Origin of the sequence: Mycobacterium sp. 23 (assembly GCF_048287075.1) — a bacterium.
In the GTDB taxonomy this organism is placed as follows: domain Bacteria; phylum Actinomycetota; class Actinomycetes; order Mycobacteriales; family Mycobacteriaceae; genus Mycobacterium; species Mycobacterium gordonae_B.
The window spans coordinates 1,577,871-1,600,777 of record NZ_JBLVUX010000005.1; the positions used below are offsets into that span (position 1 = coordinate 1,577,871).

The window sequence follows — 22,907 nt, forward strand, 5'->3', positions numbered from 1 at the left end:
ACGATGGATTCGATGAGTATCAATATTGATGTATGTCGAAATCACCGGTCCAGGTCGACGACGAGACGTGCTGCCCACCCGGGGCCCTGCTGCGCGAACCCCTCACAGCAGCTGAGGCCATCGATATGGTGGTCAAGCTCAAAGCCCTGGCCGATCCGGTGCGGCTGCAGCTGTTTTCGGCGATCGCCAGCCACGCCGGCGGCGAGGCCTGCGTCTGTGACATCTCGGTCGGGGTGGAGGTCTCCCAGCCCACGGTGAGCCATCACCTCAAAGTCCTGCGCGACGCCGGCCTGCTGACATCGGAGCGTCGAGCGTCGTGGGTGTACTACGCGGTCGTGCCCGACGCGCTGGCCAGCCTGACCGTCCTGCTCGGCACCTCGGCTGGGGTGCCGGCATGACCGACACCGCCACGACGTCGACACCGGTCGGCAAGCTCTCCACCCTGGATCGGTTCCTGCCGGTCTGGATCGGCGCGGCGATGGTCGCCGGGCTGCTGCTGGGGCGCTGGATCCCCGGCCTGAACAGCGCGCTGGACAAGGTTCAGATCGACGGCATTTCACTGCCGATCGCGCTCGGGTTGTTGATCATGATGTATCCGGTGCTGGCTAAAGTCCGCTACGACCGCCTCGACACCGTCACCGGCGACCGCAAACTGCTGCTCTCCTCACTGGTGTTGAACTGGGTGCTCGGCCCGGCGCTGATGTTCGCCCTGGCCTGGCTGCTGCTACCGGATCTGCCCGAATACCGCACCGGCCTGATCATCGTCGGCCTGGCCCGCTGCATCGCCATGGTCATCATCTGGAACGACCTGGCCTGCGGCGACCGTGAAGCCGCCGCCGTCCTGGTCGCCTTGAACTCGATCTTCCAGGTCATCATGTTCGCCGTGCTGGGCTGGTTCTACCTCACGGTGCTGCCCGGCTGGCTCGGCCTGCAACAAACCACCATCGACACCTCACCCTGGCAGATCGCCAAATCCGTGCTCATCTTCCTCGGCATCCCACTGGCCGCCGGCTACCTCTCGCGGCGCCTCGGAGAAAAGACGAAGGGCCGCCAGTGGTATGAGTCGAAGTTCCTGCCGCGGATCGGGCCGTGGGCGCTCTACGGGCTGCTGTTCACCATCGTGATTCTCTTTGCCCTGCAAGGCGATCAGATCACCCACCAACCGTGGGACGTAGCCCGCATCGCCCTCCCATTGTTGGCCTACTTCGCGATCATGTGGGGCGGGGGCTACCTGCTCGGCACGCTGCTGGATCTCGGCTACGAGCGCACAACAACGCTGGCATTCACCGCCGCCGGCAACAACTTCGAACTCGCCATCGCGGTGGCGATAGCCACCTACGGGGCCACCTCCGGCCAAGCCCTGGCCGGGGTGGTCGGCCCACTCATCGAGGTTCCGGTACTGGTCGCCCTGGTCTATGTCTCGCTAGCCCTGCGGAAACGGTTCCACCATCACACCTCCCAACACGTGCCCACCACCGGCTCGACGAGAACGGAATGATCGACCATGACCGACAGCCCCGTGACCCATCAGCTACGCGGTGACCTTTCCATCGACCAACAACTCGCGCTGAAAACTGCCGCCACCCGGCTGGAATCTGAGTTCGCCGACACGTTCGGCACCGAAACCATCGAACGGTATCTCGGCTCCTCGTATGACCAATTCGCCAGCCGCGCCACCATTGCCAACTTCCTGCCCCTGCTGGCCGAACGATTCGCCCGCCAACGCCTGCACGCCCTCGCACGGGTCGAAGGCAAGATCAGCGACGGCAAACCCACCGTGCTGTTCCTCTGCACCCACAACGCCGGCCGCTCCCAAATGGCACTCGGGTTCTTCACCCACTACGCCGGCGACAACGCGCTCGCCTGGTCGGGCGGATCCGAACCCGGCAGCGAGATCAACCCCGCCGCCATCGAAGCCATGCGTGAAGTCGGCATCGACATCACCAGCGAATACCCCAAACCCTGGACCGACGAAATCGTGCAAGCCGCCGACGTCGTCATCACCATGGGCTGCGGCGACGCCTGCCCGATCTTCCCCGGAAAACGCTACGAAAACTGGGAACTGCCCGACCCGGCCCGCCAAGGCCTCGACGCTGTCCGCCCGATCCGCGACCAGATCGACCAACGCATCCACCAGCTGCTGGCCCAACTCAACGTGCCCGTCACCAACTAGCCGACGAAAACCCCAAGGGACACAACCATTATGGCTGACATATCTGTGTTGTTCGTCTGCGTAAGTAACGCCGGAAAATCCGTCATGGCCGCCGGACTCATGCGCCACCTCTCCGCACCCAACATCCACATCGCCTCGGCCGGCACGCACGCCAAGACCGCGGTCAACGCTCTCTCAGCGCAGGTGCTGGCCGAAGTTGGCGTCGACATCACCTACCATCAGCCCACCCAACTGACCGACCAGATGATCGACGATGCCGACCTGGTTATCATCGTCGGCAGCCAAGCCCACCTCGCCGACCACCCCGGCACCCGCATTCAACGCTGGGATACCGACGAACCCTCCCTACGCGGTATCGACGGCATCCAGCGCATGCGAATCATCCGCGACGACATCAACACCCGCGTCCAGGCCCTCGCCGACGAGCTCAGCAGTCAATCGTCCTGACCGAGAAGCAACGACAACTCCCACCGCACCAAATCAATCGCGGCAACAACGCTCGTGTCGTCCGGATCCAACCCATCATTCACAAAGGCTTCGCGCTCCTCAGCATCCATACCCCGTTTAGACGCCCAGCCGGCCGATCCGGTTCCCGCCACGAACCCACAACACGTCGGTGACACCACTACAGATAACACTGTCCCCAACAAAGGAAACCGACCCCCAAACGCACGCGGGTAACAGTCCTACACACCCCCAAAGCGATTACAGATAAGACGGGCGGATCACCACGACCGATCTAGTCCGACGCGCCTCGTCGCGCAATAAAGCGATCACGCGGCCGTCGGCCGCGCTGGCCGCGTACACGCCGTCGATCCCGGCGGGTGTCAGCGGCCGGCCGTTGGCGGCGGCGTCGACCTCCTCGCCGGTCAACTCACGGCGCGCGAACATGAGCAGGCAGGCCTCGTCCAGGCTCAGCGACAGACGCGGGCGCTCGGCCAGGTCATCCAACGTCACGGCGTGGCTCAGGTCGAAGCGCCCGACCCGGGTCCGGCGCAGGGCTGTCAAATGACCGCCGACTCCCAGCGCAGCGCCGAGATCGCGGGCCAGCGCGCGGATGTAGGTGCCAGACGAGCAGTCGACTTCCACATCGAGGTCGATCAGGTCCTCCACCCGCCGCGTCGCCAGCACTTCGAACCGGTCGATGCGCACCGGCCGGGCCTGCAGTTCGACGGCCTGACCTTCGCGGGCAAGCTGATACGCGCGCCGGCCAGCGACCTTGATGGCGCTGACCGCCGACGGCACCTGTTCGATGTCGCCGCGCAGGCCGTCCAGCGCCGCCCCGATCTGCTGATCGGTGACGTGGCCAGCTGAAACAGACTGCAGCAGTTCACCTTCAGCGTCATCGGTGGAGGAGCACTGGCCCAGCCGGATGGTGGCCGCGTAGGACTTGGACGTCGCGGTCAACAGACCGAGGATCTTGGTGGCGCGCTCGATGCCGAGCACCAGCACTCCGGTGGCCATCGGGTCCAGCGTCCCGGCGTGACCGACCCGGCGGGTGCCGAAGATCCGCCGGCAGCGCCCGACCACGTCGTGACTGGTCATCCCGGCGGGTTTGTCGACGACAACGAGCCCGGCACCGGTCATAGCACGATCGCGGTGAGCACCAGCCCGCGCTCGACCGACCAGCGCCCGGTCAGCGACGTCAACGGCGGACCCGAAAGCGCGGCCGGATCGATCAGGATGCGGGAGACGAACCGTCCCGCTCCCGGCGAATCAGCTGTGAACGTGATGTGCGCGTCCTCGAAACCCAGCCAGCGCTTGGTCAGCGGAAACCATGCTTTGTATGTTGCTTCCTTGGCGCAGAACAGGATTCGGTCCCAATGCAGCCCGGATGGCAGCGCCGCGGGGATTTCGGTGCGCTCGGCCGGCAGGCTGATCGCGTCCAGCACGCCGTTCGGGAGCACATCGTGAGGTTCGGCGTCGATACCCACCGAGCGCACCGGCCCGTCGCGTCCCACCACCGCGCCCCGGTAACCGGTGCAGTGGGTGAGACTGCCGACGACGCCGTCGGGCCAGCACGGCTCGCCCTTGTCGCCCTTGAGGATCGGTACCGGCGAGACACCGATCTCGCCGAGCGCGACGCGGGCGCAGTGCCGCACGGTGATGAATTCGTTGCGGCGCTTGGCCACCGACCGGGCGATCAGCGGCTCCTCCTCGGGCAGCGGTGCCAGGTCCGGCGGGTCCGAATACAGCTCGGCATGACCCAGCTCGTCGACCAGGGTGCCGGGCAGCAGCGACGACACCAGGGTGCGCGCGGTCACCGGGACTGCCGCTGCCGCAGGCGTTCCTGGAACTGGGCGTGCTGCGCCCGCATCTCAGGGGTGATGGTGAAGTGCCCGCCGAAGTCGTTGAGGTAACCGGGGGCGTACTGCGGGTCGGGCAGCACCTGACGCAACCAACTGTGCGGCTTCCGCCGGCGCCACTCGCGGGGGTAACCCACGGACACCTCCTCGAACCGCACGTCGTCGTACCAGGTGGTCCGCGGAATGTGCAGGTGCCCGTAGACCGAGCAGATCGCGTTGTAGCGGGTGTGCCAGTCGGCGGTCTTGGTGGTGCCGCACCACAGCGCGAACTCCGGGTAGAACAGCGCGTCGCAGGGGTCACGCACCAGCGGGAAATGGTTGACCAGCACGGTCGGCTGCATCCAGTCGAGCTGTTCGAGGCGAGCTTTCGTCTTGGCGACCCGGTCGCGGCACCAGGCGTCGCGGGTGGCGTACGGCTCGCAGGACAGCAGAAACTCGTCGGTGCACACCACGTTGCGTTCCTTGGCGATGGCCAGGCCTTCCGCCTTGGTGGCGGCGCCGTTCGGCAGGAACGAGTAGTCGTACAGCAGGAACATCGGCACGATCGTGGCCGGGCCGCCCCGTTCGGTCCACACCGGGAACGGGTGCTCAGGGGTGACGACGCCCATCTCGTCGCACATGTTGACCAGGTAGTCGTAGCGGGAGCGGCCGAAGATCTGCAGCGGGTCCTTGTTGGTGGTCCACAGTTCGTGGTTGCCCGGCACCCAGATCACCTTCGCGAACCGTCGCCGCAGCAGATCCAGCGCCCAGCGGATCTCGTCGGTGCGTTCGGCGACGTCGCCACAGACGATCAGCCAGTCGTCCGGCGACGACGGGTGCAGCGACTCGGTGACGGGCTTATTTCCCAGGTGACCGGTGTGCAGATCCGAGACAGCCCACAGCGTCGGCTGTCCTCCGCTCGCCTGCTCATGTCCCGCCACGATTAACCACCCTAGCGATCCGCGGTGGATTGACTCGTTTCGCTTACGGCTGCGTAGAAGCGACTTGTACACTCCCGGCAAGAGGATCGCCGGGAGCAGGGGGTGTCGTGTTCGCCAAGGTGCGTCTGGCCGCAGCGTTGAGTGCGCTGGTCACAGCGGTGATCGTCGGTTTCCACTACGCTCCCCCGGTTCCGACGGCGCGCGGGCCGGTCGAGTTGCGGTCGACCGCCCAGCCGATGGAAACCACCATGAAGAGCCCGATCGTGGCGACGTCCGATCCGAGCCCTTTCGATCCGTGCACGCAGATTCCGTTCGACGCGGTGCAGCGCCTCGGCCTGGCTTTCTCGCCTCCTGAGCCACAGGAAGGCCTGCGCTGCCAGTTCGACGCCGGCAACTACCAGCTGGCCGTGGAGCCGATCGTCTGGCGGACCTACGCCCAGACGCTGCCCGCCGACGCCGTCGAAACCACCATCCAGGGCCACCGCGCCGCCCAGTACTGGACCCTGAAGCCGACCTACCACAACAGCTTCTGGTACATCTCCTGCATGGTGACGTTCAAGACCAGCTACGGCGTCATCCAGCAGTCACTGTTCTACTCGACCGTCTACTCCGAGCCCGACGTCGACTGCCCGTCCACCAACCTGCAGCGGGCCAACGACCTCGCTCCGTTCTACAAGTTCTGATCCTGCCTACTCTGGCTGTGTGAGCATCACATCGCTTCGGCGTGAGCAACTCAAGCAGCGGACCCTGAACGGCGGTATCGGTCGCAGGGCCGCCCTGGGCGCGATCGGCGCGGCGTTCGGCCTGCCCCGAGCCACCACGCGTTACACCGTGAACCACGTCGAGATCCCGATGCGCGACGGCCTGCATCTCGTTGCCGACCACTACGCCCCCCGGACGTCCAGCCCATCCGGCACGTTGCTGGTGCGGGGGCCGTACGGGCGCAAGCTGCCCTTCTCCCTGGCCTTCGCCAAGTTGTATGCCGCCCGCGGATATCACGTGGTGCTGCAGAGCGTTCGGGGCACGTTCGGGTCGGCCGGCGAGTTCGAACCCATGATCAATGAGGCCGACGACGGTGCCGACACGGTGCAATGGCTGCGTGAGCAACCGTGGTTCACCGGCCGCTTCGCCACCATCGGGTTGTCCTATCTCGGTTTCACGCAGTGGGCGCTGCTCAACGATCCGCCGCCGGAGCTCGCCGCGGCGGTGATCGCGGCGGGACCGCACGACTTCCGCGAATCAACCTGGGGTACCGGCACATTCGCGAACGACTTTCTGGGCTGGAGCGAGATGGTGAGCCGCCAGGAGGATCCCCGCCGCGTCCGGCACGGCATTCGTCACCTGCGGGCGCCGCGGAAAGTGGTGCGAGCCGCCGCGGCGGTACCGTTCGGGGCGGCCGCGCGCGACCTGCTCGGCTCGGGTGCGCCCTGGTTCGAGACGTGGGCCGAAAAGCCCGAACCGGGCGACCCGTTCTGGGAGCGATTGCGATTTCCGGACGCGCTGGACCGGGCGGAGGTTCCGGTGTTGCTGCTCGGCGGCTGGCAGGACCTGTTCGTCGGACAGACGGTGCAGCAGTACCGCCATCTCGCCCAGCGCGGAGTGAACGTCGCGATGACCATCGGTCCCTGGACGCACGTCCAGATGATCACCAAAGGCCTGGCTCTCTCGACCCGCGAAACGCTGGATTGGCTGGACTTCCATCTCGGCGACGCGCCCGCCCTGGACCGACCGAGCCCGGTGCACGTATTCGTCACCGGCCAGGGCTGGCGCCACCTGCCCGACTGGCCGCCCGCCACCGCCGAGCACGCGCTCTACCTGCAGCCCTACGGCCATCTGGGCGACACCCCGCCGGAGACCAAGACCCGTCCGGCGAACTTCCACTACGACCCCGCCGACCCGACCCCGACGACCGGCGGTCCGCTGCTGTCGGCGAAGGGCGGCTACCGCGACGACACCGAGCTCGCCCAGCGCGACGATGTGCTCAGCTTCACCGGGGCCACCCTCACCGAGGACCTGTTCGTGTACGGCAGCCCGGTCCTGGAACTGGCGCACAGCTCCGACAACCCGCACGTCGACCTGTTCGTCAGGGTCAGCGAGGTGGACGTCAAGGGCCGCTCCCGCAACGTGAGCGACGGGTACCGCCGGCTCGGCGACGGGTCGCGAAGCATCCGGATCGAACTCGACCCGATCGCGCACCGGTTCGCGGCCGGGTCGCGTATTCGGATTCTGATCTCCGGGAGCTGGTTCCCGCGCTACGCCCGCAACCTCGGCACCGGCGAGCCGGTGCTGACCGGACGGCAACTCAGGCCGGCGACGCATTCGGTGCACTTCGGTGAGTCCCGGTTGTTGCTGCCCGCACGGTCAGCTGACAGCGGCGCGGACCCTGGCGGCGATCTCGGCTAACTCGGCATCGGCGTGCACGGGCGCCGCCAGCCGCGGTGCGGTCGGCAGTTGCACCCAGCTGGTGCAGCCGGCGTACTCCGGGGTTCGGGTCAGCCGCACCGGTTCGACGAGCGGCATCGCCGAGACGACCAACACGGCGAGCCGATGTTTGGGACGGAAGTCGAGGCGGTCGGCGCGTACCGACTCGGCGGTCCAGATGTGCAGGTCTTCGATCTCGGTTAACCGCTCTGGTTGGTGAACGGCATATGCGGCAACGACTTTCGCCGCGGCCCGCACCGTCACCCGGTCTTCGGTGCTGTCACCGGCCGCAGCCGCGAGCAGTTCCTGGTGCTCGGGGCGGACGCGCTGGGCGTGGCTGTGCGCCACCGTCGGAAACAGCAGGAACTCGCTCGCGGCCACCTCGAAACGCTTCTCGCCGATCCCGCCCTTGCGCAGCAGGACGGTCTGGCGCCCGTCGAGCAGTGCCCACACCGCGGCGCTCCACTCTTTGAGCGCCGTCGTCTGAGCGCCTGTCATTCTCGTCTCGCCAGCCGGGCCACTACTTCGGGCCGGCGCAGCGGCGGAACGGTCTTGGGCGGCTGGCGCCGGGCCGGCAGCGCGTCGAGCAGCCTGGCGGTAGAGGCGGTCACCTCGGCTACCGCGGCTTCGAACGCCTCGGCGTTGGCCGCGGACGGGTGGGTGATCCCGCTGACCTTGCGCACATACTGGCGGGCCGCGGCCGCGATCTCCTGGGGCGTGGCGGGCGGCTCCAGCCCGCGCAGTTCGGTGATGTTGCGGCACATGGTCTCCACGATAAGCGCGGGATCGGCTTGGCTACGGTGATAGCCATGACCGACGAGATCCTGCTGATCGACACCGACGAGCGGGTGCGCACCCTGACGCTGAACCGTCCGCAGTCCCGCAACGCGCTCTCCGCCGCACTGCGCGACCAGTTCTTCGGTGCCCTGGCCGACGCCGAGACCGACGACGGCGTCGACGTCGTGATCGTGACCGGCGCCGACCCGGTGTTCTGCGCCGGGCTCGACCTCAAGGAACTGGGCGGGCAGACGGCCCTCCCGGACATCTCTCCCCGGTGGCCGGCGCTGACCAAGCCGGTGATCGGCGCCATCAACGGCGCCGCGGTCACCGGCGGTCTCGAGCTCGCGCTGTACTGCGACATCCTGATCGCCTCCGAGCAGGCCCGCTTCGCCGACACGCACGCCCGGGTCGGGCTGCTGCCCACCTGGGGCCTGAGCGTGCGGCTGCCACAGAAGGTGGGCGTGGGCCTGGCCCGCCGGATGAGCATGACCGGCGACTACCTCTCGGCCGCCGACGCGCTGCGCGCCGGGCTGGTCACCGAGGTGGTTCCGCACGACCAACTGCTGCCCGCCGCGCGCGGTGTCGCGGCCTCCATCGTCGGCAACAACCAGGATGCGGTGCGGGCTCTGCTGGCGTCCTACCACCACATCGACGACGCCCAGATCGGCGGCGGTCTGTGGCTGGAAGCCGCTGCGGCACGGCAGTTCCGCACCAGCGGCGATGACATTGCTGCCAACCGTGAGGCCGTCCTGCAGCGCGGACGTTCGCAAGTGCGTTGACCACCTGGTGACACAGCAGCCGATTCCGTGGCGTCGTTCGACCGCGGACGTCGTTCTCACCGTCGTGCTGTTCATCGCACAGTTCGTGGCCAGCGGACTGGCTGTCGTCGGTGCGCTGGGACCGGCGGTGTGGCTGCTACTGCCCGGGTGCAGTGACAACTGCGACAGCGCAGGCGTCGAGCACTTCTACTCCCAGACCGGCTTCGGTGTCGCCGTTGTAGCGGGCGGCATTGTCATCGCGTTGCTGGTGGCCGCGACCGGCTCGGTGATTGCCGGGATCCGGCACTCGGTGATGTGCATCTGGCCCGCCGCCGGTTTGACCGTGGTAGCCGTCAGTTTCGTTGTCGCGGTGTCTCTTTGGCTGGACGCCGTACCCACTTCCCCACATCGCTGAATTCAGCTCGAGCACTCCGGAGAGCGTTCGCTCGGCCGGCGGTTGTCGCCGACCCTGCGCACTCCGAGATTCCATCTGATTCATAAACGCATTGTATCTATTGACGCATCCGATGTGTTGTCGTATCTTTTAGGAGCGCCGACCGGGAGACGGCGCTCCCCTCCTTCCCTGTCGCGCGGGTCGTTGCAGTCCCACGACTCCAGAAAGGCACTGTCATGTCATTCGTCACCACCTCACCGGAATGGATCTCGGCAGCGGCCTCGGATCTGGCGCGCATCGGATCGACAATCAGCGAGGCCAACATCGCCGCCGCCTTGCCCACCACCTCGGTGCTACCGGCGGCCGAAGACGAGATCTCGGCCGCGATCGCCGCGTTGTTCGGCAATCACGCGCAGCACTATCAGGCGATCAGCGAGCAGGCCGCGAACTTCCACAGCACTTTCGTGCAGCTGATGAATGCCGGAGCCGGGTCCTACGCCAGCGCCGAGGCGGTCAACGCGGCGCCGCTGCAAGCCATCGAGCAGAGCGTGCTGGGCGCGGTGAACGCGCCCACGCAGGTACTCCTCGGCCGCCCCCTGATCGGCGACGGTGCCAACGGGGCTGCGGGCACCGGCCAGGCCGGCGGAGCCGGCGGGATTCTGTGGGGCAACGGCGGTGCCGGTGGTTCGGGTGCGGCCGGCCAGAACGGGGGCGCCGGCGGGGCGGCCGGACTGATCGGCAACGGCGGGGCCGGTGGTGTCGGCGGGGCGGGCGGCGCCGGTGGGACCGGCGGCACCGGTGGTTGGCTCTGGGGCAACGGCGGAACAGGCGGCTCGGGCGTCGCCGGTGGCGCAGGCGGCGCTGCCACACTGTTCGGTTCGGGCGGTGCAGGTGGCGTCGGCGGGTCCGGCGGCACCGGCGGGGCCGGCGGCTGGTTGTGGGGCAACGGCGGGGCGGGGGGCTCGGCCGAGGCCGGTCACTTCGGAGGTGCCGGCGGGGCGGCCAGGCTGCTCGGATCGGGTGGCGCCGGCGGGGCGGGTGGCGCGGGTGGGACCGGCGGCACCGGCGGGTGGCTCTGGGGCAACGGTGGGGCGGGTGGTGCCGGAGTCGACGGCGGCAACGGCGGAGCAGGCGGTAACGCGGTACTGCTCGGTCACGGCGGCGCCGGCGGTGTCGGCGGAATCGGTACTGCCCTCACCGCACCCGGGGGTGCCGGCGGCAACGGCGGCACCGGCGGACTCCTCTACGGCGATGGCGGGGCCGGCGGCACCGGCGGCTCCGGCGTCGCGGGCAGCAACGGCGTTGGCGGCGGGTCGGGCACCTCCGGCGGTGCCGGTGGCGCCGGCGGGATCGGCGGACGGGGCTCACAGCTGCTCGGCGCCGGCGGAGTAGGCGGAGCCGGCGGCCAGGGCGGCGCAGGTGGCGCCGGTGGCAACGGCGGCCAGGGCGCCGCGGGTCAAACGGGCGTGGCCGGCGGTAACGGTGGAAACGGCGGCGTCGGAGGCATCGGCGGCGCCGGCAACGAGGGCGGCTGGCTGAACAAGATCTTCACCCCGTCGGGCGGTCAGGCCGTCGGCGGCGCCGGTGGTGACGGCGGTATTGGCGGCGCCGCCGGCAACGGCGGCAACGGCGGCGACGGCGCCTGGAACATCAACGGCGGAAACGGCGGAAACGGTGGGAACGGCGGCAATCCCGGCACCGGCGGCGCCGGTGGGGCCGGTGGCGCCGGTGGCCGCTTCGGCCAGGCGGCAACCGGCGCGGCCGGCAACAGCCCGCACAGCGGCGGAGATGGCGGCAACGGCGGCGCCGGATCGGTCTCGGTCTCCCCCGGCGTCAAAGGCGGCGACGGCGGCGCCGGCGGCAACGGTGGCCTTTATGGCAATGGCGGCACCGGTGGCAAGGGTGGCAACGGCACGTTCGGTCCCGATGCGATCGCCGGCGCCGACGCCACCAGCGGCAGCGCGGGCGGTAACGGCGGCACTGGCGGTAAGGGCGGCGCCCTGGCCGGCAACGGTGGCGACGGCGGGGCCGGTGGGCACGGCGGTAACGGCGGGGACGGCGGCAAAGGTTTCGACGGCATCGCCGGCAAGGCCGGCGGCGGCACCGGCGGCGATGGCACCAACGGCGGCCGCGGCGGGAACGGCGGCGCCGGCGGCAACGGTGGGGCCGGGGGCACCGCCACTGCCGGTCAGGCCGGCAAGCAGGGCGCCGGCGGCAACGGTGGCAACGCCGGTGACGGCGGGGTCGGCGGAAACGGTGGCAACGGCGGCGACGGCAGCTTCGCCAACGGCGGCAACGGCAATGGCGGCGCCGGCGGTACCGGCGGCATCCGTGGCGCGGGCGGCACCGGTGGTGCTGGCGGCACCGGCAGCACCGGCGGCGTCCGGGGCGCCGACGGCTTCACACCGACCAGCGGCGGAAACGGCGGAAACGGCGGCAACGGCGCGGACTCCTACAACCCGAACCTGGCCGGCGGCACCGGAGGTAAGGGCGGCAACGGCGGCCTGGACGGCAACGGCGGCAACGGCGGACGCGGCGGCAACGGCGCCAACGGGACCACCGGAACGAACAGCACCACCGCCGGAGGCACCGGCGGCGACGGCGGCAACGGATCCGCCGGCGGGGCCGGCGGGGCAGGCGGCAACAGCGGGTTGTTCCACGGCAACGGCGGCAACGGCGGCGCCGCCGGGGCCGGCGGCAACGGAGGCACCGGCGGGACCGGTGGAACCGGCACATCAGGCAGCACCGGCACCCCGAACGGCAGCGACGGAGGCACCGGCGGAATCGGCGGCCAGGGCGGTCAGGGTGGCCAAGGCGGAACCGGCGGAGCCGCCGGCAAAGCGGTGAACCTCAACGGCGGCAAGAACGGTGTCCAGGGCGCCGGCGGCAACGGTGGCCAGGGAGGCGTCGGGGGCAACGGCGGCACCGGTGGTACCGGCGGCAACGGCACATCGGCCAACGGCGTCAACCCGCAGGCCGGCAACGGAGGCACCGGCGGTGCCGGGGGCACCGCGGGCAAGGGTGGCAGCGGCGGCGCAGGCGGAGCCGGTTCCACCACCGGCGCCACCGGCGGCAACGGCATGCAGGGCAAGGGTGGCAGCGGCGGCGCGGGCGGCAACGGTGGCAACGGTGACACCACGGGTGTGGCGAGCCCCACCGCCGGCAACGGCGGAGCCGGGGGCGTCGGCGGCGAAGGCGCCACCGGAGGCAACGGCGGCACCGGCGGAAACGGCGGCAACGGCGGGGTTGGCAACAACTCCAACGGCGGCGCGGGCGGCACCGGTGGTCGCGGCGGCAAGGGCAACCTGGGCGGCGGCGGCACCGGCGGAGTCGGCGGCAACGGCGGAAACGGCGGCAATGCCACCGCCTCGTATATGGCCGGCAACGGCGGCGTTGCGGGTGATGGCGGCTACGGCGGCGACGGCAATTCCGGACCGGGCGGCTCGGGCGGCACCGGGGGAACCGGTGGCAGTGGCGGAAACGGAATCAGCAACGGCGGCAACCTCTCTCGGCCGGGCGGCGTCGGCGGCAACGGAGGGAAGGGTGGTACGGGCGGCGCGGCCAGATACGGGTGGGAGATCTTGGCCGGTCACTTCGGCAACAACGGCGGCCTGGGCACGGGATCCGGCGGCACGATGGGCGGCACCGGCGGCGGCGGCGGCACCGGCGGCAAGGGCGGCGGCACCTGACCGCCGCCCGTCAGCCGCGACGGAATCCCGACAGCTTGCGTTTGATCTGCCGGTTGTAGATGACCTGCAGTTGTTTCTGCATGCCGCTGAAGGTGGCGCCGACGTCGGCCCCCTTCAGACCGACGGATTCCAGGCCGGCCGCGATGACGCGATCACCACCCGGAAGGAAGACGCGGGCGTAGTCCTGCGGGCGGGTGTGCGGCAGCTGATCGAACGCCACCCGCGCGCGCGGGTTGTCGGCCAGATACTGCTGCTGACTCGGATCGTTGACGGCCGACTTGCGCACCGCCAGATAGCCGGTGTGCTGACTGAAATAGGCGGTGTTACGCGGGTTGGTGATGTACGCAATGAATTTGAGCGCGTTGAGTTTTCGTTCGTCGGACAACTTCATCGGGATTGCCAGGCCGGCGCCGCCGGTCGGACACGCGGGCGCCCCGCCCGGGCCGGTCGGCAGCGGCGCCACACCGAAGTCGAACCGGGCGGCGGCGGTGATGCCGACGAGCGCGCCCGTCGACGCCACCGTGGAGGCCAGGATACCGGTGGCGAACTCGTTGGCGACGTTGTTGGCGATCGCCGCATACCGCTTGCCGTGAATCGACTCGCGCAGGAAGGTCCCCGCCGCGATGGTCGCCGGATCGGTGAACTTCAGCGTCCACTGGTCGGAGTAGGCACCGCCGAACGCCCAGTTCGGCCCTTCGAACGTCCATGAAATGGCCTCCGAATTCGCCCAGCCGTGCGCCAGGTTCCCGGCGGGGACGACGCTCTGCAACCGCGGACCCCACTCATCGAACTCCGGCCAGGAGACCGGTCCGCGGTCCGGTAGCCCGGCCCGCTCCCACACCGCCCTGTTGTAGTAGAACAACGGCGTCGATCGCGCATAGGGAAGCGCGTAGTGGTGACCGCCGAACTCGTAGTCGGCCAGCAAAGAGTCCACATAGTCCGCGGTGTCCACTCCCACCCGCCGGAACAGGTCGTCCAGCGGTGTAAGGACACCGCTCAGCGCGAAATGGAACCACCAGATGTCATCCAGCACAACGACATCGGGCACGTCGGCGCCGATGAGGGCAGCGTTGAACTTCTGCGCCACCTCGTCGTAGTCCTTGCCGGCATCGATCAGCTTGACCTGCAGGTCTGGGAACTCCTGCTGGAAGCGGCCGATCAACTCGCGTTCCACGGCGGTGGACAGGCCAGGGTGATTGGACCAGAACGTGATCGGGCCGTTCCCCGACTTCACCGGGCCGCCGCCCCCCATGCCGGCGCAGCCGGCGGTCGCACCTGCGGCGGCCAGAGCCAGGAACTGCCTGCGGTTCACCCCTTCACCGCCCCCGAGGTGAGGCCCTTGATCATCTGCCGCTGCAACACGACGAAGATGAGCAGGATCGGCAGCATCGCCAACAGCGTCACCGCCATCACCGGTCCCCAGTTGGTGACCCCCTCGGCCTGCTGCAGGAAGGTCAGGCCCACCGGCAGCGGCGCCACCGACTCGTCGTCGGACATCAGGAACGGCCACAGGTACTCGTTCCATTCGTTGACGACGGTGATGATGCCGAAGGCCACCATGGTGGGCCCCGACATCGGCAGCACCACCCGCAGCAGCAGTTGCCACCAGCGCGCGCCGTCCATCCGGGCCGCTTCGATTACCTCGGTCGGCAGGGAAAGAAAGTGGTTGCGCATCAAAAAGGTTCCGAACGCCACACCGGCCAGCGGCAGGATGATGCCGGGAAAGGTATTGCGCAGTCCCAGTTGCGAGATCAGCGCGTAGTTGGAGATCACGGTGATCTGGTTGGGCACCATCAGCGCGGCGATGATCACCAGGAACACCACATTGCGGCCGGGAAAGCGCACGAATACCAGGCCGAATGCGCTCAGCACGCCCAAGACGAACTTCACAGCGGCCAGCGCGGAGGTGATGATCACCGAGTTGCGCACATACGTCCAGAACGGAATCTGTTGCGTGGCAGTGCGGTAGTTCTGCGGATGCCAGTGCGGCGGCCACCAGGTGGTCGGCTGGGAGTAGACGTCGGGCTGCTCTTTGAGGGAGGTGAAGAACACGAACGTCAGCGGGCCGGCGATCAGCGCGACCACGATCAGCATGGCCGCGTAGCCGAGCAGACGCGCCGGGCGCGCGCGGTCGTCACTCATTGGCGCTGCTCCCTGTCCATCACGCGCACCTGGTAATAGGTGATGGCCAGCAGCACCAGGAACATGATGGTGGCGACCGCGGCGCCGTAGCCGGCGCGGAAGTTGCGGAAGGTCTCGACGTACACCTGGTACACCATGGTGGTGGTGCCGGTGCCCTCCGGACCGCCGCGGGTCATGACGTTGATGACGTCGAAGACCTGCAGCGAGCTGATCAGCACCGTGATCGACAGGAAGAACGTGGTGGGACGCAGTTGGGGCAGAGTGACCGCGCGGAACGTGGTCCACCGGCCGGCACCGTCGATCTGGGCCGCTTCCAACAGGTCTCGGCGCACCCCTTGCAGCGCGGCCAGGTAGATGACGAACGTGTAGCCGAGGTTCTTCCAGATATAGGTGACCGTGATCATGAACATGGCCCAATGCGCGTCCTGGTAGAAGTCGGGCACGCCGAACCCGGCGCGGCGCAGCAGATCCTGGATCAGACCGAAATGCGGGTCGAACACGAACTGGGCGGCCAGCCCCACCGCCGCGCCGGAGATCACGAACGGGGCGAATATGGTGGAGCGCACCACATTCCGGCCGCGTAGCGGTTGGTCGAGCAGCATCGCCAGCGCCAGACCCAGCACCATCGAACCGGCCACCGCGGCCACGGTGAACACCGTGGTGTTGAGCACGATGCGCGCGGTGTCGGACCGGGTGAACCACTCCGCGTAGTTCGACAGGCCGATGAATTCGGCCTGCGGATCGGAGATGTTCCAGTCGAAGAACGACAGCCGGATGTTATCGGCCAGCGGCCGGTAGATGAACAACGCCAACAAGGCCACATTGGGTCCGACCAGCACGAGGAACAGTGCGTAGTCACTCCACGGGCGACGCCGGGTCCGGGTCCTCACCGGCGTGAGTGTAGCCCCGGGTGTGTGGTGCCGAGATTGCCGTCAGGGCTGCGATGAGGTGCTGAATCGCGACCGCCACGGCAATCTCGCGGGGGTTTGGGGGCGCCAGAGCCGAGATTGCCGTCAGGGCTGCGACAAGGTGCTGAATCGCGACCGCCGCGGCAATCTCGCGGGGGGCGGGGAAACCCCAGCGGGATCACCCAGTCCCGGTGACCACCCAGCGCCCCGACAGCGCCCGCCAGCCACCGAAGGCCAACCGCAACACCATGAATGCTGTCAGCCCGGACCAGATTCCCGTCAACCCCCATCCGTACGCCAGCGACAGCCAGATCAGCGGCAGGAAACCCAGCAGCGCGGCGGCGACGGTGGCGGTACGCATAAAGGCGGCGTCGCCGGCCCCCAGCAACACCCCGTCCAACGCGAAAACGATTCCCGCGATGGGTAATTGGGCCACCATGAACCACCACGGCACCCCGATCGCGGCCAATACGGAGCGGTCGTCGGTGAACAGGTCCGGCAACGCCGAGGAGCCCACCGCGAACGCGACGGCCAGCAGGCCCGCCGCCAGCAGCGAAAACCACGTCACCCGCCACGCGACCCACTTGGCATGCGCGGCGTCACCGGCCCCCAGCGCCGCCCCTACCAGCGACTGCGCGGCGATGGCCAGCGAATCGAGCACCAGTGCGAGAAACGTCCAGAGCTGCAACACAATCTGGTGGGCGGCCAGCGCGGCGGCTCCGAACCGTGCCGCCACCGCGGCGGCCGAGACGAAGCAGACCTGAAAGGCCATGCTGCGCAGGATCAGGTCCCGCCCCATCACCAGTTGGGCCCGCAGCGCGGCACGGTCGGGTCGCAGCGGTGCCCGCTCGGCCAGCAGCGCGCCACCGAACAACAGCGCGGCCAGCCACTGCCCCACGAGATTGGCCACGGCTGAGCCGGACAGACCCAGCCTCGGCAGGCCGAGCCAGCCGTACACCAACACCGGGCACAGCAGCGCCGAGACCACAAACCCCGCGACCACGTAGCGCAGCGGCCGCACGGTGTCCTGCACGCCACGCATCCAGCCGTTGCCGGCCAGCGAGACCAGGATCGCCGGGGCACCGAGAATGGCGATCCGCAACCAGGGCAGCGCCGCCGACGCAATCTGGGCGCTCGACCCGATCGCCGATACCACCGGCACGGCCACGGCCTGCACCACGACGACGATCGCCGCGCCGAGCCCCAATCCCAGCCACGTCGCCTGAACACCCTCGTTGACGGCCGCGGCGCGGTCGCTCGCACCGAAGAAGCGCGCCGCGCGGGCCGTCGTGCCGTAGGACAGGAACGTCAGCTGGGTACTGACCAGGCCGAGCACCAGGCTGCCGACCGCCAGGCCGGCCAGCGCCACCGCGCCGAGCCGCCCGACCACCGCGGTATCGAAGAGCAGATACAACGGCTCGGCGGCCAGCACACCCAGGGCCGGCAGGGCCAACGCCGCGATCTGCCGACCCCCGGCCGCCGGCCGGCCGGGGCCGGGCCCGCCGTCGTGCAAGGCCGCTAGTCGAGCGCCGCGCGCAGTGCCGCCACCACGTCGTCGATCGAGCCGCTGGTCGAATAACCGGCCGCCAGCCGGTGCCCGCCGCCGCCGAACCCCATCGCCACCGTGGCCAGGTCGATCGTCTTGGCGCGCATCGACACCGACCACCGCCGCGGTTCGACTTCCTTGAACACCGCTGCCACCTCGGCCTGCTGCGTGGTGCGCACGATGTCGACCACGCTCTCGACTTCCTCCGAGCGGGAATTCAGCCACTCGTGATGGTCGACCACCGCGTAGACCAGTCCCCGGCCCCGGGCGGCCTCAGGCAACAACTCCGCGGTGCCCAGCACCCGCGACAGCATCGGCAACCAGGCGTACGGGTGGCTGTCCATCAGCGACCGGCTGACGGCGGAGTTGTCCACCCCGAGGTCGACCAGCCGGGCGGCCAGCCGGAGCGCCCGCGAGCTGGCCCAGCGGAACGAGCCGGTGTCGGTGGTCAAGCCGGCATAGATGCAGTGCGCCACCCCCCGGTCGATCGGTTTGCCCCACGCGTCGAGGATCTCGGCGATCATCATCGTCGTCGAATCCGCGGACGTGTCCACGTAGTTCGCGGTGCCGAACAGTCCGTTGGACGCGTGATGGTCGATGACCAGCAGTTGCCGGCCGGGAGTCGCCAGATCTTGCAGCGAGCCGAGCCGGTGGATGCTCGGCACGTCGACGGTGACCATCAGGTCGACGTCACGACGCACGTCGTCGGGCGGCACCAGCAGGTCGCAGCCGGGAAGCGAACGCAGCGACTCCGGCAGTTCCGCGGGCGCGGCGAAACTCACCTCAACGTCCTTGCCGCACCTGTCGAGCACCGCGCCCAGCGCCAGCCCGGCACCGATCGTGTCGGCGTCGGGGTGGACGTGGCAGACCACGACCACCGACTCCGCGGCCGACAGCAGCTCCACGGCGCCGGCTGCGTCGACGCGCGCGCCGTTGAGGCGCGGCATGCCGGTCAGCTCAATCTTCGGATCGATCTTGCGATTGATAATCGTCATCGGTTTCCTCAGCTTCGATGCTCGGTAAACCAGCATTGCCAAGTCCCCCGGCGGTCGACGGTTCGGCCGCCGACCCACTCTCACGGTACGGGTCGGCCTCCCCTGCCGGTTTCGCACCCACCCGTACGCGCGCCAGATCAGCATCCGCCGCGCGGGCACGGGCCAGCAACTCTTCCATCCGGTTCACCGTGTCCGACGTCGTGTCGCGGGTGAACGTCAGGGTCGGGGTGAAGCGCACACCGGTGCCCGCCCCGACTTTGGTACGCAGCACGCCCCTGGCCCGGTCCAGCGCCGCCGCGGCGCCGGGATAGTCGGGCTCTTCGTCCAGCGTGCGGCCCATCACGGTGTAGTAGACCGTCGCGTCGTGCAGGTCGTTGGTGACCTTGGTGTCGACGATGGTCACACCGGCCAGCCCCGGATCCTTGATCTCGTATTCGATCGCCGAAGCGACGATCGTGCTGATCCGTTTGGCCAGCCGGCGTGCCCGGGCGGGGTCAGCCATGCCGCCCCGGCCCGGTCATGACCGTTCCTTCTGCACGAGCTCGAAGGACTCGATGATGTCGCCTTCCTTGATGTCCGAATATCCCAGCGTCAGACCGCATTCGAAGCCCTCGCGGACCTCGGTGACGTCGTCCTTCTCCCGCCGCAGCGAGTTGATCGAGAGGTTCTCGGTCACCACGATGTTGTCCCGCAACAGTCGGGCCTTGGCGTTGCGGCGCACCACCCCGGACGTGATCATGCAACCGGCGATGACGCCCACCTTCGAAGAGCGGAAGATCGCGCGGATCTCCGCCCGGCCCAGCTGGTTCTCCTCGTAGATCGGCTTGAGCATGCCGCGCAGGGCCTTCTCGATCTCGTCGATGGCCTGGTAGATCACCGAGTAGTAGCGGATCTCGACGCCTTCGCGGTTGGCCAGCTCCGTCGCCTTGCCCTCGGCCCGCACGTTGAAGCCGATGATGATCGCATCCGATGCCGACGCCAGGTTGACGTTGGTCTCGGTGATGCCACCGACACCGCGGTCGATGACGCGCAGCGCCACCTCGTCGTCCACCTCGATGCCCATCAGGGCCTCTTCCAGCGCCTCGACGGTACCGGCGTTGTCGCCCTTGAGGATCAGGTTCAGCTGGCTGGTTTCCTTCAGCGCCGAGTCCAGGTCCTCCAGGCTGATCCGCTTGCGGCTGCGGGCGGCCAGCGCGTTGCGCTTGCGGGCGCTGCGCCGGTCGGCGATCTGGCGGGCGATCCGGTCCTCGTCGACGACCAGCAGGTTGTCACCGGCGCCGGGCACCGACGTGAAGCCGATGACCTGCACCGGACGCGACGGCAACGCCTCGTGGACGTCCTCGCCGTGCTCGTCGACCATGCGGCGGACGCGGCCGTAGGCGTCGCCGGCGACGATCGAGTCGCCCACCCGCAACGTGCCGCGCTGAATCAGCACGGTGGCCACCGGACCGCGACCGCGGTCCAGGTGCGCCTCGATGGCCACACCCTGAGCCTCCATGTCGGGGTTGGCCCGCAGGTCCAGGGCGGCGTCGGCGGTCAGCAGCACCGCTTCTTCCAGAGCCTCGATGTTGGTGCCCTGCTTGGCCGAGATGTCGACGAACATCGTGTCGCCACCGAAATCCTCGGCCACCAGGCCGTATTCGGTGAGCTGGCCGCGGATCTTGGCCGGGTCGGCGCCCTCCTTGTCGATCTTGTTGACCGCCACCACGATCGGCACGTCGGCGGCCTGGGCGTGGTTGATGGCCTCCACCGTCTGCGGCATCACGCCGTCGTCGGCCGCCACCACCAGGATGGCGATGTCGGTGGCCTTGGCACCGCGGGCACGCATGGCGGTGAACGCCTCGTGACCGGGGGTGTCGATGAAGGTGATCAGCCGCTCGCTGCCCTCGAAGTTGACCCCGACCTGGTAGGCGCCGATGTGCTGGGTGATGCCACCCGCCTCGCCCTCGCGGACGCTGGCGTTACGAATGGTGTCCAGCAGGCGGGTCTTGCCGTGGTCGACGTGACCCATGACGGTGACCACTGGCGGACGGGTCTGCAGATCCTCTTCGCCGCCTTCGTCTTCGCCGTAGGTGAGGTCGAAGGACTCCAGCAGCTCGCGGTCCTCGTCCTCGGGACTGACGACCTGAACGTTGTAGTTCATCTCGCTGCCCAGCAGCTCGAGCGTCTCGTCGCCGACCGACTGGGTGGCCGTGACCATCTCGCCGAGGTTGAACAGCGCCTGCACCAGCGCGGCCGGGTTGGCGTTGATCTTGTCGGCGAAGTCGCTCAGCGATGCGCCGCGGGCCAGCCGGATGGTCTCGCCGTTGCCGTGCGGCAACCGCACACCGCCGACGACCGGGGCCTGCATGTTCTCGTATTCGGCGCGTTTGGCCCGCTTGGACTTGCGGCCACGCCGGGGCGCGCCGCCGGGACGTCCGAACGCACCGGCCGCGCCCCCGCGCTGGCCGGGACGGCCGCCGCCGCCACCGCCCCCGGGGCCACCGCCGCCGGGACGACCACGGAAGCCGCCGCCACCGCCGGGTGCCGCGCCGACACCGCCGCCGCCGCGGTAGTTACCGCCGCCGCCACCGCCACCGGGACCGCCGCCACCGGGGCGGGCACCACCGGGCCGGGGCGCGCCGGTACGCGGCGGACGAGGCCCGCCGGAGGCGCCACCGGGACGCGGCGGCATGCTGCCGGGCGAAGCTCCACCCGGTCGCGGCGCGCCCGGGCGGGGTGCGCCGGGGCGCGGAGCCTGCGGGTGCGGACGCGGAATCGGCCGGTCCACCGGCTGTGCCGAGGAGAACGGGTTGTTGCCGACGCGGGGCGTGCGGACGCCGGGCTTGGGCATCGGGCCCGGACGCGGCCCGGGCGTCGCGCCCGGCTGCGGCGGGGCCTGCGGTGCGGGTGCCTGTCCCGGTGCGGCAGCCGCCGGTCCGGGGGTCGGCGGGGCCGGCGCGGCCGGCTTTGCCCGGGCAGCAGGCGCGGGTGCGGCGGCCGGCGCCGACGGGGCAGCCGGAGGCGCCGGTGGGGCCGCGGGGGCCGGGCGGCCGGGAGCGGCCGGTTTGGCGGGCGCGCTGCTGGGCGCGCCGTTGCCGACGGCCTTGTCCAGTGCGCGGTCGAGTGCCGCATCGGTTGCCGAGGGGGCGACCTTCTCGGCAGGCTTGGCCGCCGGTTGCGCGCCGGCCGGAGGGCCTGCCTGGGTCTTGGCCGCACCGCCTGCGGCGGGCTTGCTGCCGCCGAACGACTCGCGGAGGCGCCTGGCCACGGGTGCTTCCACCGTGGATGATGCCGATTTGACGAATTCGCCCTGTTCGGTCAGTCGGGCGAGAACTTGCTTGCTGGTGACACCGAGTTCCTTAGCCAACTCGTGTACGCGGGCCTTACCTGCCACTACATCTCCTGTCTATGAGGCGACAAGCGGTGGGCCGCGCCTCGGGGGTTAGCTATGACGCATGGTCATCGGGACTTCACGGTGTGCTCATGTTCGTTGCTACCTGTTCTGTTGCCGTTGGTGATGCGGGCCGCCGAGAACTCGACGTGCTCGATCACCGCGGATGTGTCCGGCGAACCGGTGATGCGCAGCGCGCGGGTGAAAGCCCGCCGCCGGATCGCTTGTTGTGCGCACTGCGGATCGGGATGCAACCACGCACCTCGCCCCGGCAGGCTTCCGGCTGTGTCAACGATTACGGCGTAGTTGCCGTTCCCGGTAGACCGAGCCACCACTCGAAGCAGTTCGACGGCCAACTCTCGCCTCCGGCATCCGACACACGTCCGCACCGGTCCGCTGGGGGTTTCCGGACGTTGGCGCGCCGAGGCCGAAGGCTCGCGCTGGATCACGGCTCAGTCTAGCGTCACCCGACCAGTGGTCAGAACCACCCTGCGGCCGCTCG

General features: G+C 69.3%; 21 protein-coding genes and 1 pseudogene. 9 read left to right on the top strand and 13 right to left on the bottom strand.

Annotated features, from left to right (window positions below):
- Positions 1–32 precede the first annotated feature (32 nt).
- From ACNQS7_RS08325 to ACNQS7_RS08340, 4 genes and pseudogenes are all read left to right on the top strand, one after another.
- Positions 33–398, top strand: a complete 366-nt coding sequence (locus ACNQS7_RS08325; RefSeq protein WP_120795209.1) for an ArsR/SmtB family transcription factor — start codon at positions 33–35, stop codon at positions 396–398.
- Positions 395–1,465, top strand: a pseudogene (gene arsB, locus ACNQS7_RS08330) (ACR3 family arsenite efflux transporter); the annotation flags it as partial. The gene ACNQS7_RS08325 and the pseudogene arsB, both read left to right, overlap by 4 nt.
- A 39-nt stretch (positions 1,466–1,504) precedes the next feature.
- Positions 1,505–2,173 carry an arsenate reductase ArsC gene (locus ACNQS7_RS08335; protein ID WP_133449264.1) on the top strand — a complete coding sequence of 223 codons (669 nt, stop codon included), beginning with the start codon at positions 1,505–1,507 and terminating at the stop codon, positions 2,171–2,173.
- 30 nt (positions 2,174–2,203) lie between these two features.
- Positions 2,204–2,620: a low molecular weight phosphatase family protein gene (locus tag ACNQS7_RS08340; protein ID WP_120795212.1), complete on the top strand. Its 417-nt coding sequence runs from the start codon at positions 2,204–2,206 to the stop codon at positions 2,618–2,620.
- A gap of 258 nt (positions 2,621–2,878) precedes the next feature.
- On the opposite strand, the gene truB is transcribed toward ACNQS7_RS08340, so the two are convergent.
- From truB to ACNQS7_RS08355, 3 genes are read right to left on the bottom strand one after another with little or no spacing between them, the layout of a single operon-like run.
- Complete coding sequence (gene truB, locus ACNQS7_RS08345; RefSeq protein WP_418012181.1) at positions 2,879–3,760, bottom strand: tRNA pseudouridine(55) synthase TruB; 882 nt, start codon at positions 3,758–3,760, stop codon at positions 2,879–2,881.
- Positions 3,757–4,437: a 4'-phosphopantetheinyl transferase family protein gene (locus tag ACNQS7_RS08350; protein WP_418012182.1), complete on the bottom strand. Its 681-nt coding sequence runs from the start codon at positions 4,435–4,437 to the stop codon at positions 3,757–3,759. The genes truB and ACNQS7_RS08350 overlap by 4 nt, the downstream gene beginning before the upstream one ends.
- Positions 4,434–5,399 carry a metallophosphoesterase family protein gene (locus tag ACNQS7_RS08355; protein ID WP_418012183.1) on the bottom strand — a complete coding sequence of 322 codons (966 nt, stop codon included), beginning with the start codon at positions 5,397–5,399 and terminating at the stop codon, positions 4,434–4,436. Before ACNQS7_RS08355 ends, ACNQS7_RS08350 begins: the two co-directional genes overlap by 4 nt.
- Positions 5,400–5,506: 107 nt before the next feature.
- On the opposite strand from ACNQS7_RS08355, the gene ACNQS7_RS08360 reads away from it, so the two are divergent.
- Positions 5,507–6,082, top strand: a complete 576-nt coding sequence (locus ACNQS7_RS08360; protein ID WP_418012184.1) for a DUF3558 domain-containing protein — start codon at positions 5,507–5,509, stop codon at positions 6,080–6,082.
- 19 nt (positions 6,083–6,101) lie between these two features.
- Positions 6,102–7,802: a CocE/NonD family hydrolase gene (locus tag ACNQS7_RS08365; protein ID WP_418012185.1), complete on the top strand. Its 1,701-nt coding sequence runs from the start codon at positions 6,102–6,104 to the stop codon at positions 7,800–7,802.
- Here the strand turns inward: ACNQS7_RS08365 and ACNQS7_RS08370 are convergent.
- Positions 7,761–8,318, bottom strand: a complete 558-nt coding sequence (locus ACNQS7_RS08370) for a DUF1802 family protein (RefSeq protein ID WP_418012186.1) — start codon at positions 8,316–8,318, stop codon at positions 7,761–7,763. The two genes, ACNQS7_RS08365 and ACNQS7_RS08370, sit on opposite strands and share 42 nt — an antisense overlap.
- Entirely contained in the window at positions 8,315–8,584 is a 270-nt protein-coding gene (locus tag ACNQS7_RS08375; protein ID WP_418012187.1) for a DUF2277 domain-containing protein, read from the bottom strand. The genes ACNQS7_RS08370 and ACNQS7_RS08375 overlap by 4 nt, the downstream gene beginning before the upstream one ends.
- A gap of 45 nt (positions 8,585–8,629) precedes the next feature.
- Between ACNQS7_RS08375 and ACNQS7_RS08380 the strand changes: the two genes are divergently transcribed.
- The 3 genes from ACNQS7_RS08380 to ACNQS7_RS08390 all read left to right on the top strand — a co-directional run bounded on the left by ACNQS7_RS08380 (position 8,630) and on the right by ACNQS7_RS08390 (position 13,441).
- Positions 8,630–9,379: an enoyl-CoA hydratase gene (locus tag ACNQS7_RS08380; protein WP_418012188.1), complete on the top strand. Its 750-nt coding sequence runs from the start codon at positions 8,630–8,632 to the stop codon at positions 9,377–9,379.
- 7 nt (positions 9,380–9,386) lie between these two features.
- Positions 9,387–9,773, top strand: a complete 387-nt coding sequence (locus ACNQS7_RS08385) for a hypothetical protein (protein WP_418012189.1) — start codon at positions 9,387–9,389, stop codon at positions 9,771–9,773.
- 215 nt (positions 9,774–9,988) lie between these two features.
- The gene (locus ACNQS7_RS08390) at positions 9,989–13,441 is read left to right on the top strand and encodes a PE family protein (RefSeq protein ID WP_418012190.1); all 3,453 of its coding nucleotides are present in this window, start codon (positions 9,989–9,991) and stop codon (positions 13,439–13,441) included.
- A gap of 10 nt (positions 13,442–13,451) precedes the next feature.
- Here ACNQS7_RS08390 and ACNQS7_RS08395 read toward each other — a convergent pair whose 3' ends face one another.
- The 8 genes from ACNQS7_RS08395 to ACNQS7_RS08430 all read right to left on the bottom strand — a co-directional run bounded on the left by ACNQS7_RS08395 (position 13,452) and on the right by ACNQS7_RS08430 (position 22,854).
- Positions 13,452–14,753, bottom strand: coding sequence for an ABC transporter substrate-binding protein (locus tag ACNQS7_RS08395; protein WP_418012191.1), 1,302 nt, complete (start codon positions 14,751–14,753; stop codon positions 13,452–13,454).
- Positions 14,750–15,583 carry a carbohydrate ABC transporter permease gene (locus ACNQS7_RS08400; protein WP_418012192.1) on the bottom strand — a complete coding sequence of 278 codons (834 nt, stop codon included), beginning with the start codon at positions 15,581–15,583 and terminating at the stop codon, positions 14,750–14,752. Before ACNQS7_RS08400 ends, ACNQS7_RS08395 begins: the two co-directional genes overlap by 4 nt.
- On the bottom strand, positions 15,580–16,473 hold the full coding sequence (locus ACNQS7_RS08405) for a carbohydrate ABC transporter permease (RefSeq protein WP_418012193.1): 894 nt from the start codon (positions 16,471–16,473) through the stop codon (positions 15,580–15,582). Before ACNQS7_RS08405 ends, ACNQS7_RS08400 begins: the two co-directional genes overlap by 4 nt.
- 196 nt (positions 16,474–16,669) lie before the next feature.
- Positions 16,670–18,004 (bottom strand): MATE family efflux transporter, encoded by a 1,335-nt coding sequence (locus tag ACNQS7_RS08410; protein ID WP_418012194.1) that lies wholly within the window; start codon positions 18,002–18,004, stop codon positions 16,670–16,672.
- A 5-nt stretch (positions 18,005–18,009) separates the two neighbouring features.
- A complete protein-coding gene (locus ACNQS7_RS08415) occupies positions 18,010–19,032 on the bottom strand; it encodes a DHH family phosphoesterase (RefSeq protein ID WP_418012195.1) in 1,023 nt (340 codons plus the stop codon).
- On the bottom strand, positions 18,995–19,534 hold the full coding sequence (rbfA, locus tag ACNQS7_RS08420) for a 30S ribosome-binding factor RbfA (protein ID WP_055581124.1): 540 nt from the start codon (positions 19,532–19,534) through the stop codon (positions 18,995–18,997). Before rbfA ends, ACNQS7_RS08415 begins: the two co-directional genes overlap by 38 nt.
- Before the next feature lie 15 nt (positions 19,535–19,549).
- The gene (gene infB / locus ACNQS7_RS08425; RefSeq protein ID WP_418012197.1) at positions 19,550–22,408 is read right to left on the bottom strand and encodes a translation initiation factor IF-2; all 2,859 of its coding nucleotides are present in this window, start codon (positions 22,406–22,408) and stop codon (positions 19,550–19,552) included.
- Positions 22,409–22,473: 65 nt separating this feature from the next.
- Positions 22,474–22,854, bottom strand: coding sequence for a YlxR family protein (locus ACNQS7_RS08430; protein WP_396890980.1), 381 nt, complete (start codon positions 22,852–22,854; stop codon positions 22,474–22,476).
- Positions 22,855–22,907 lie beyond the last annotated feature (53 nt).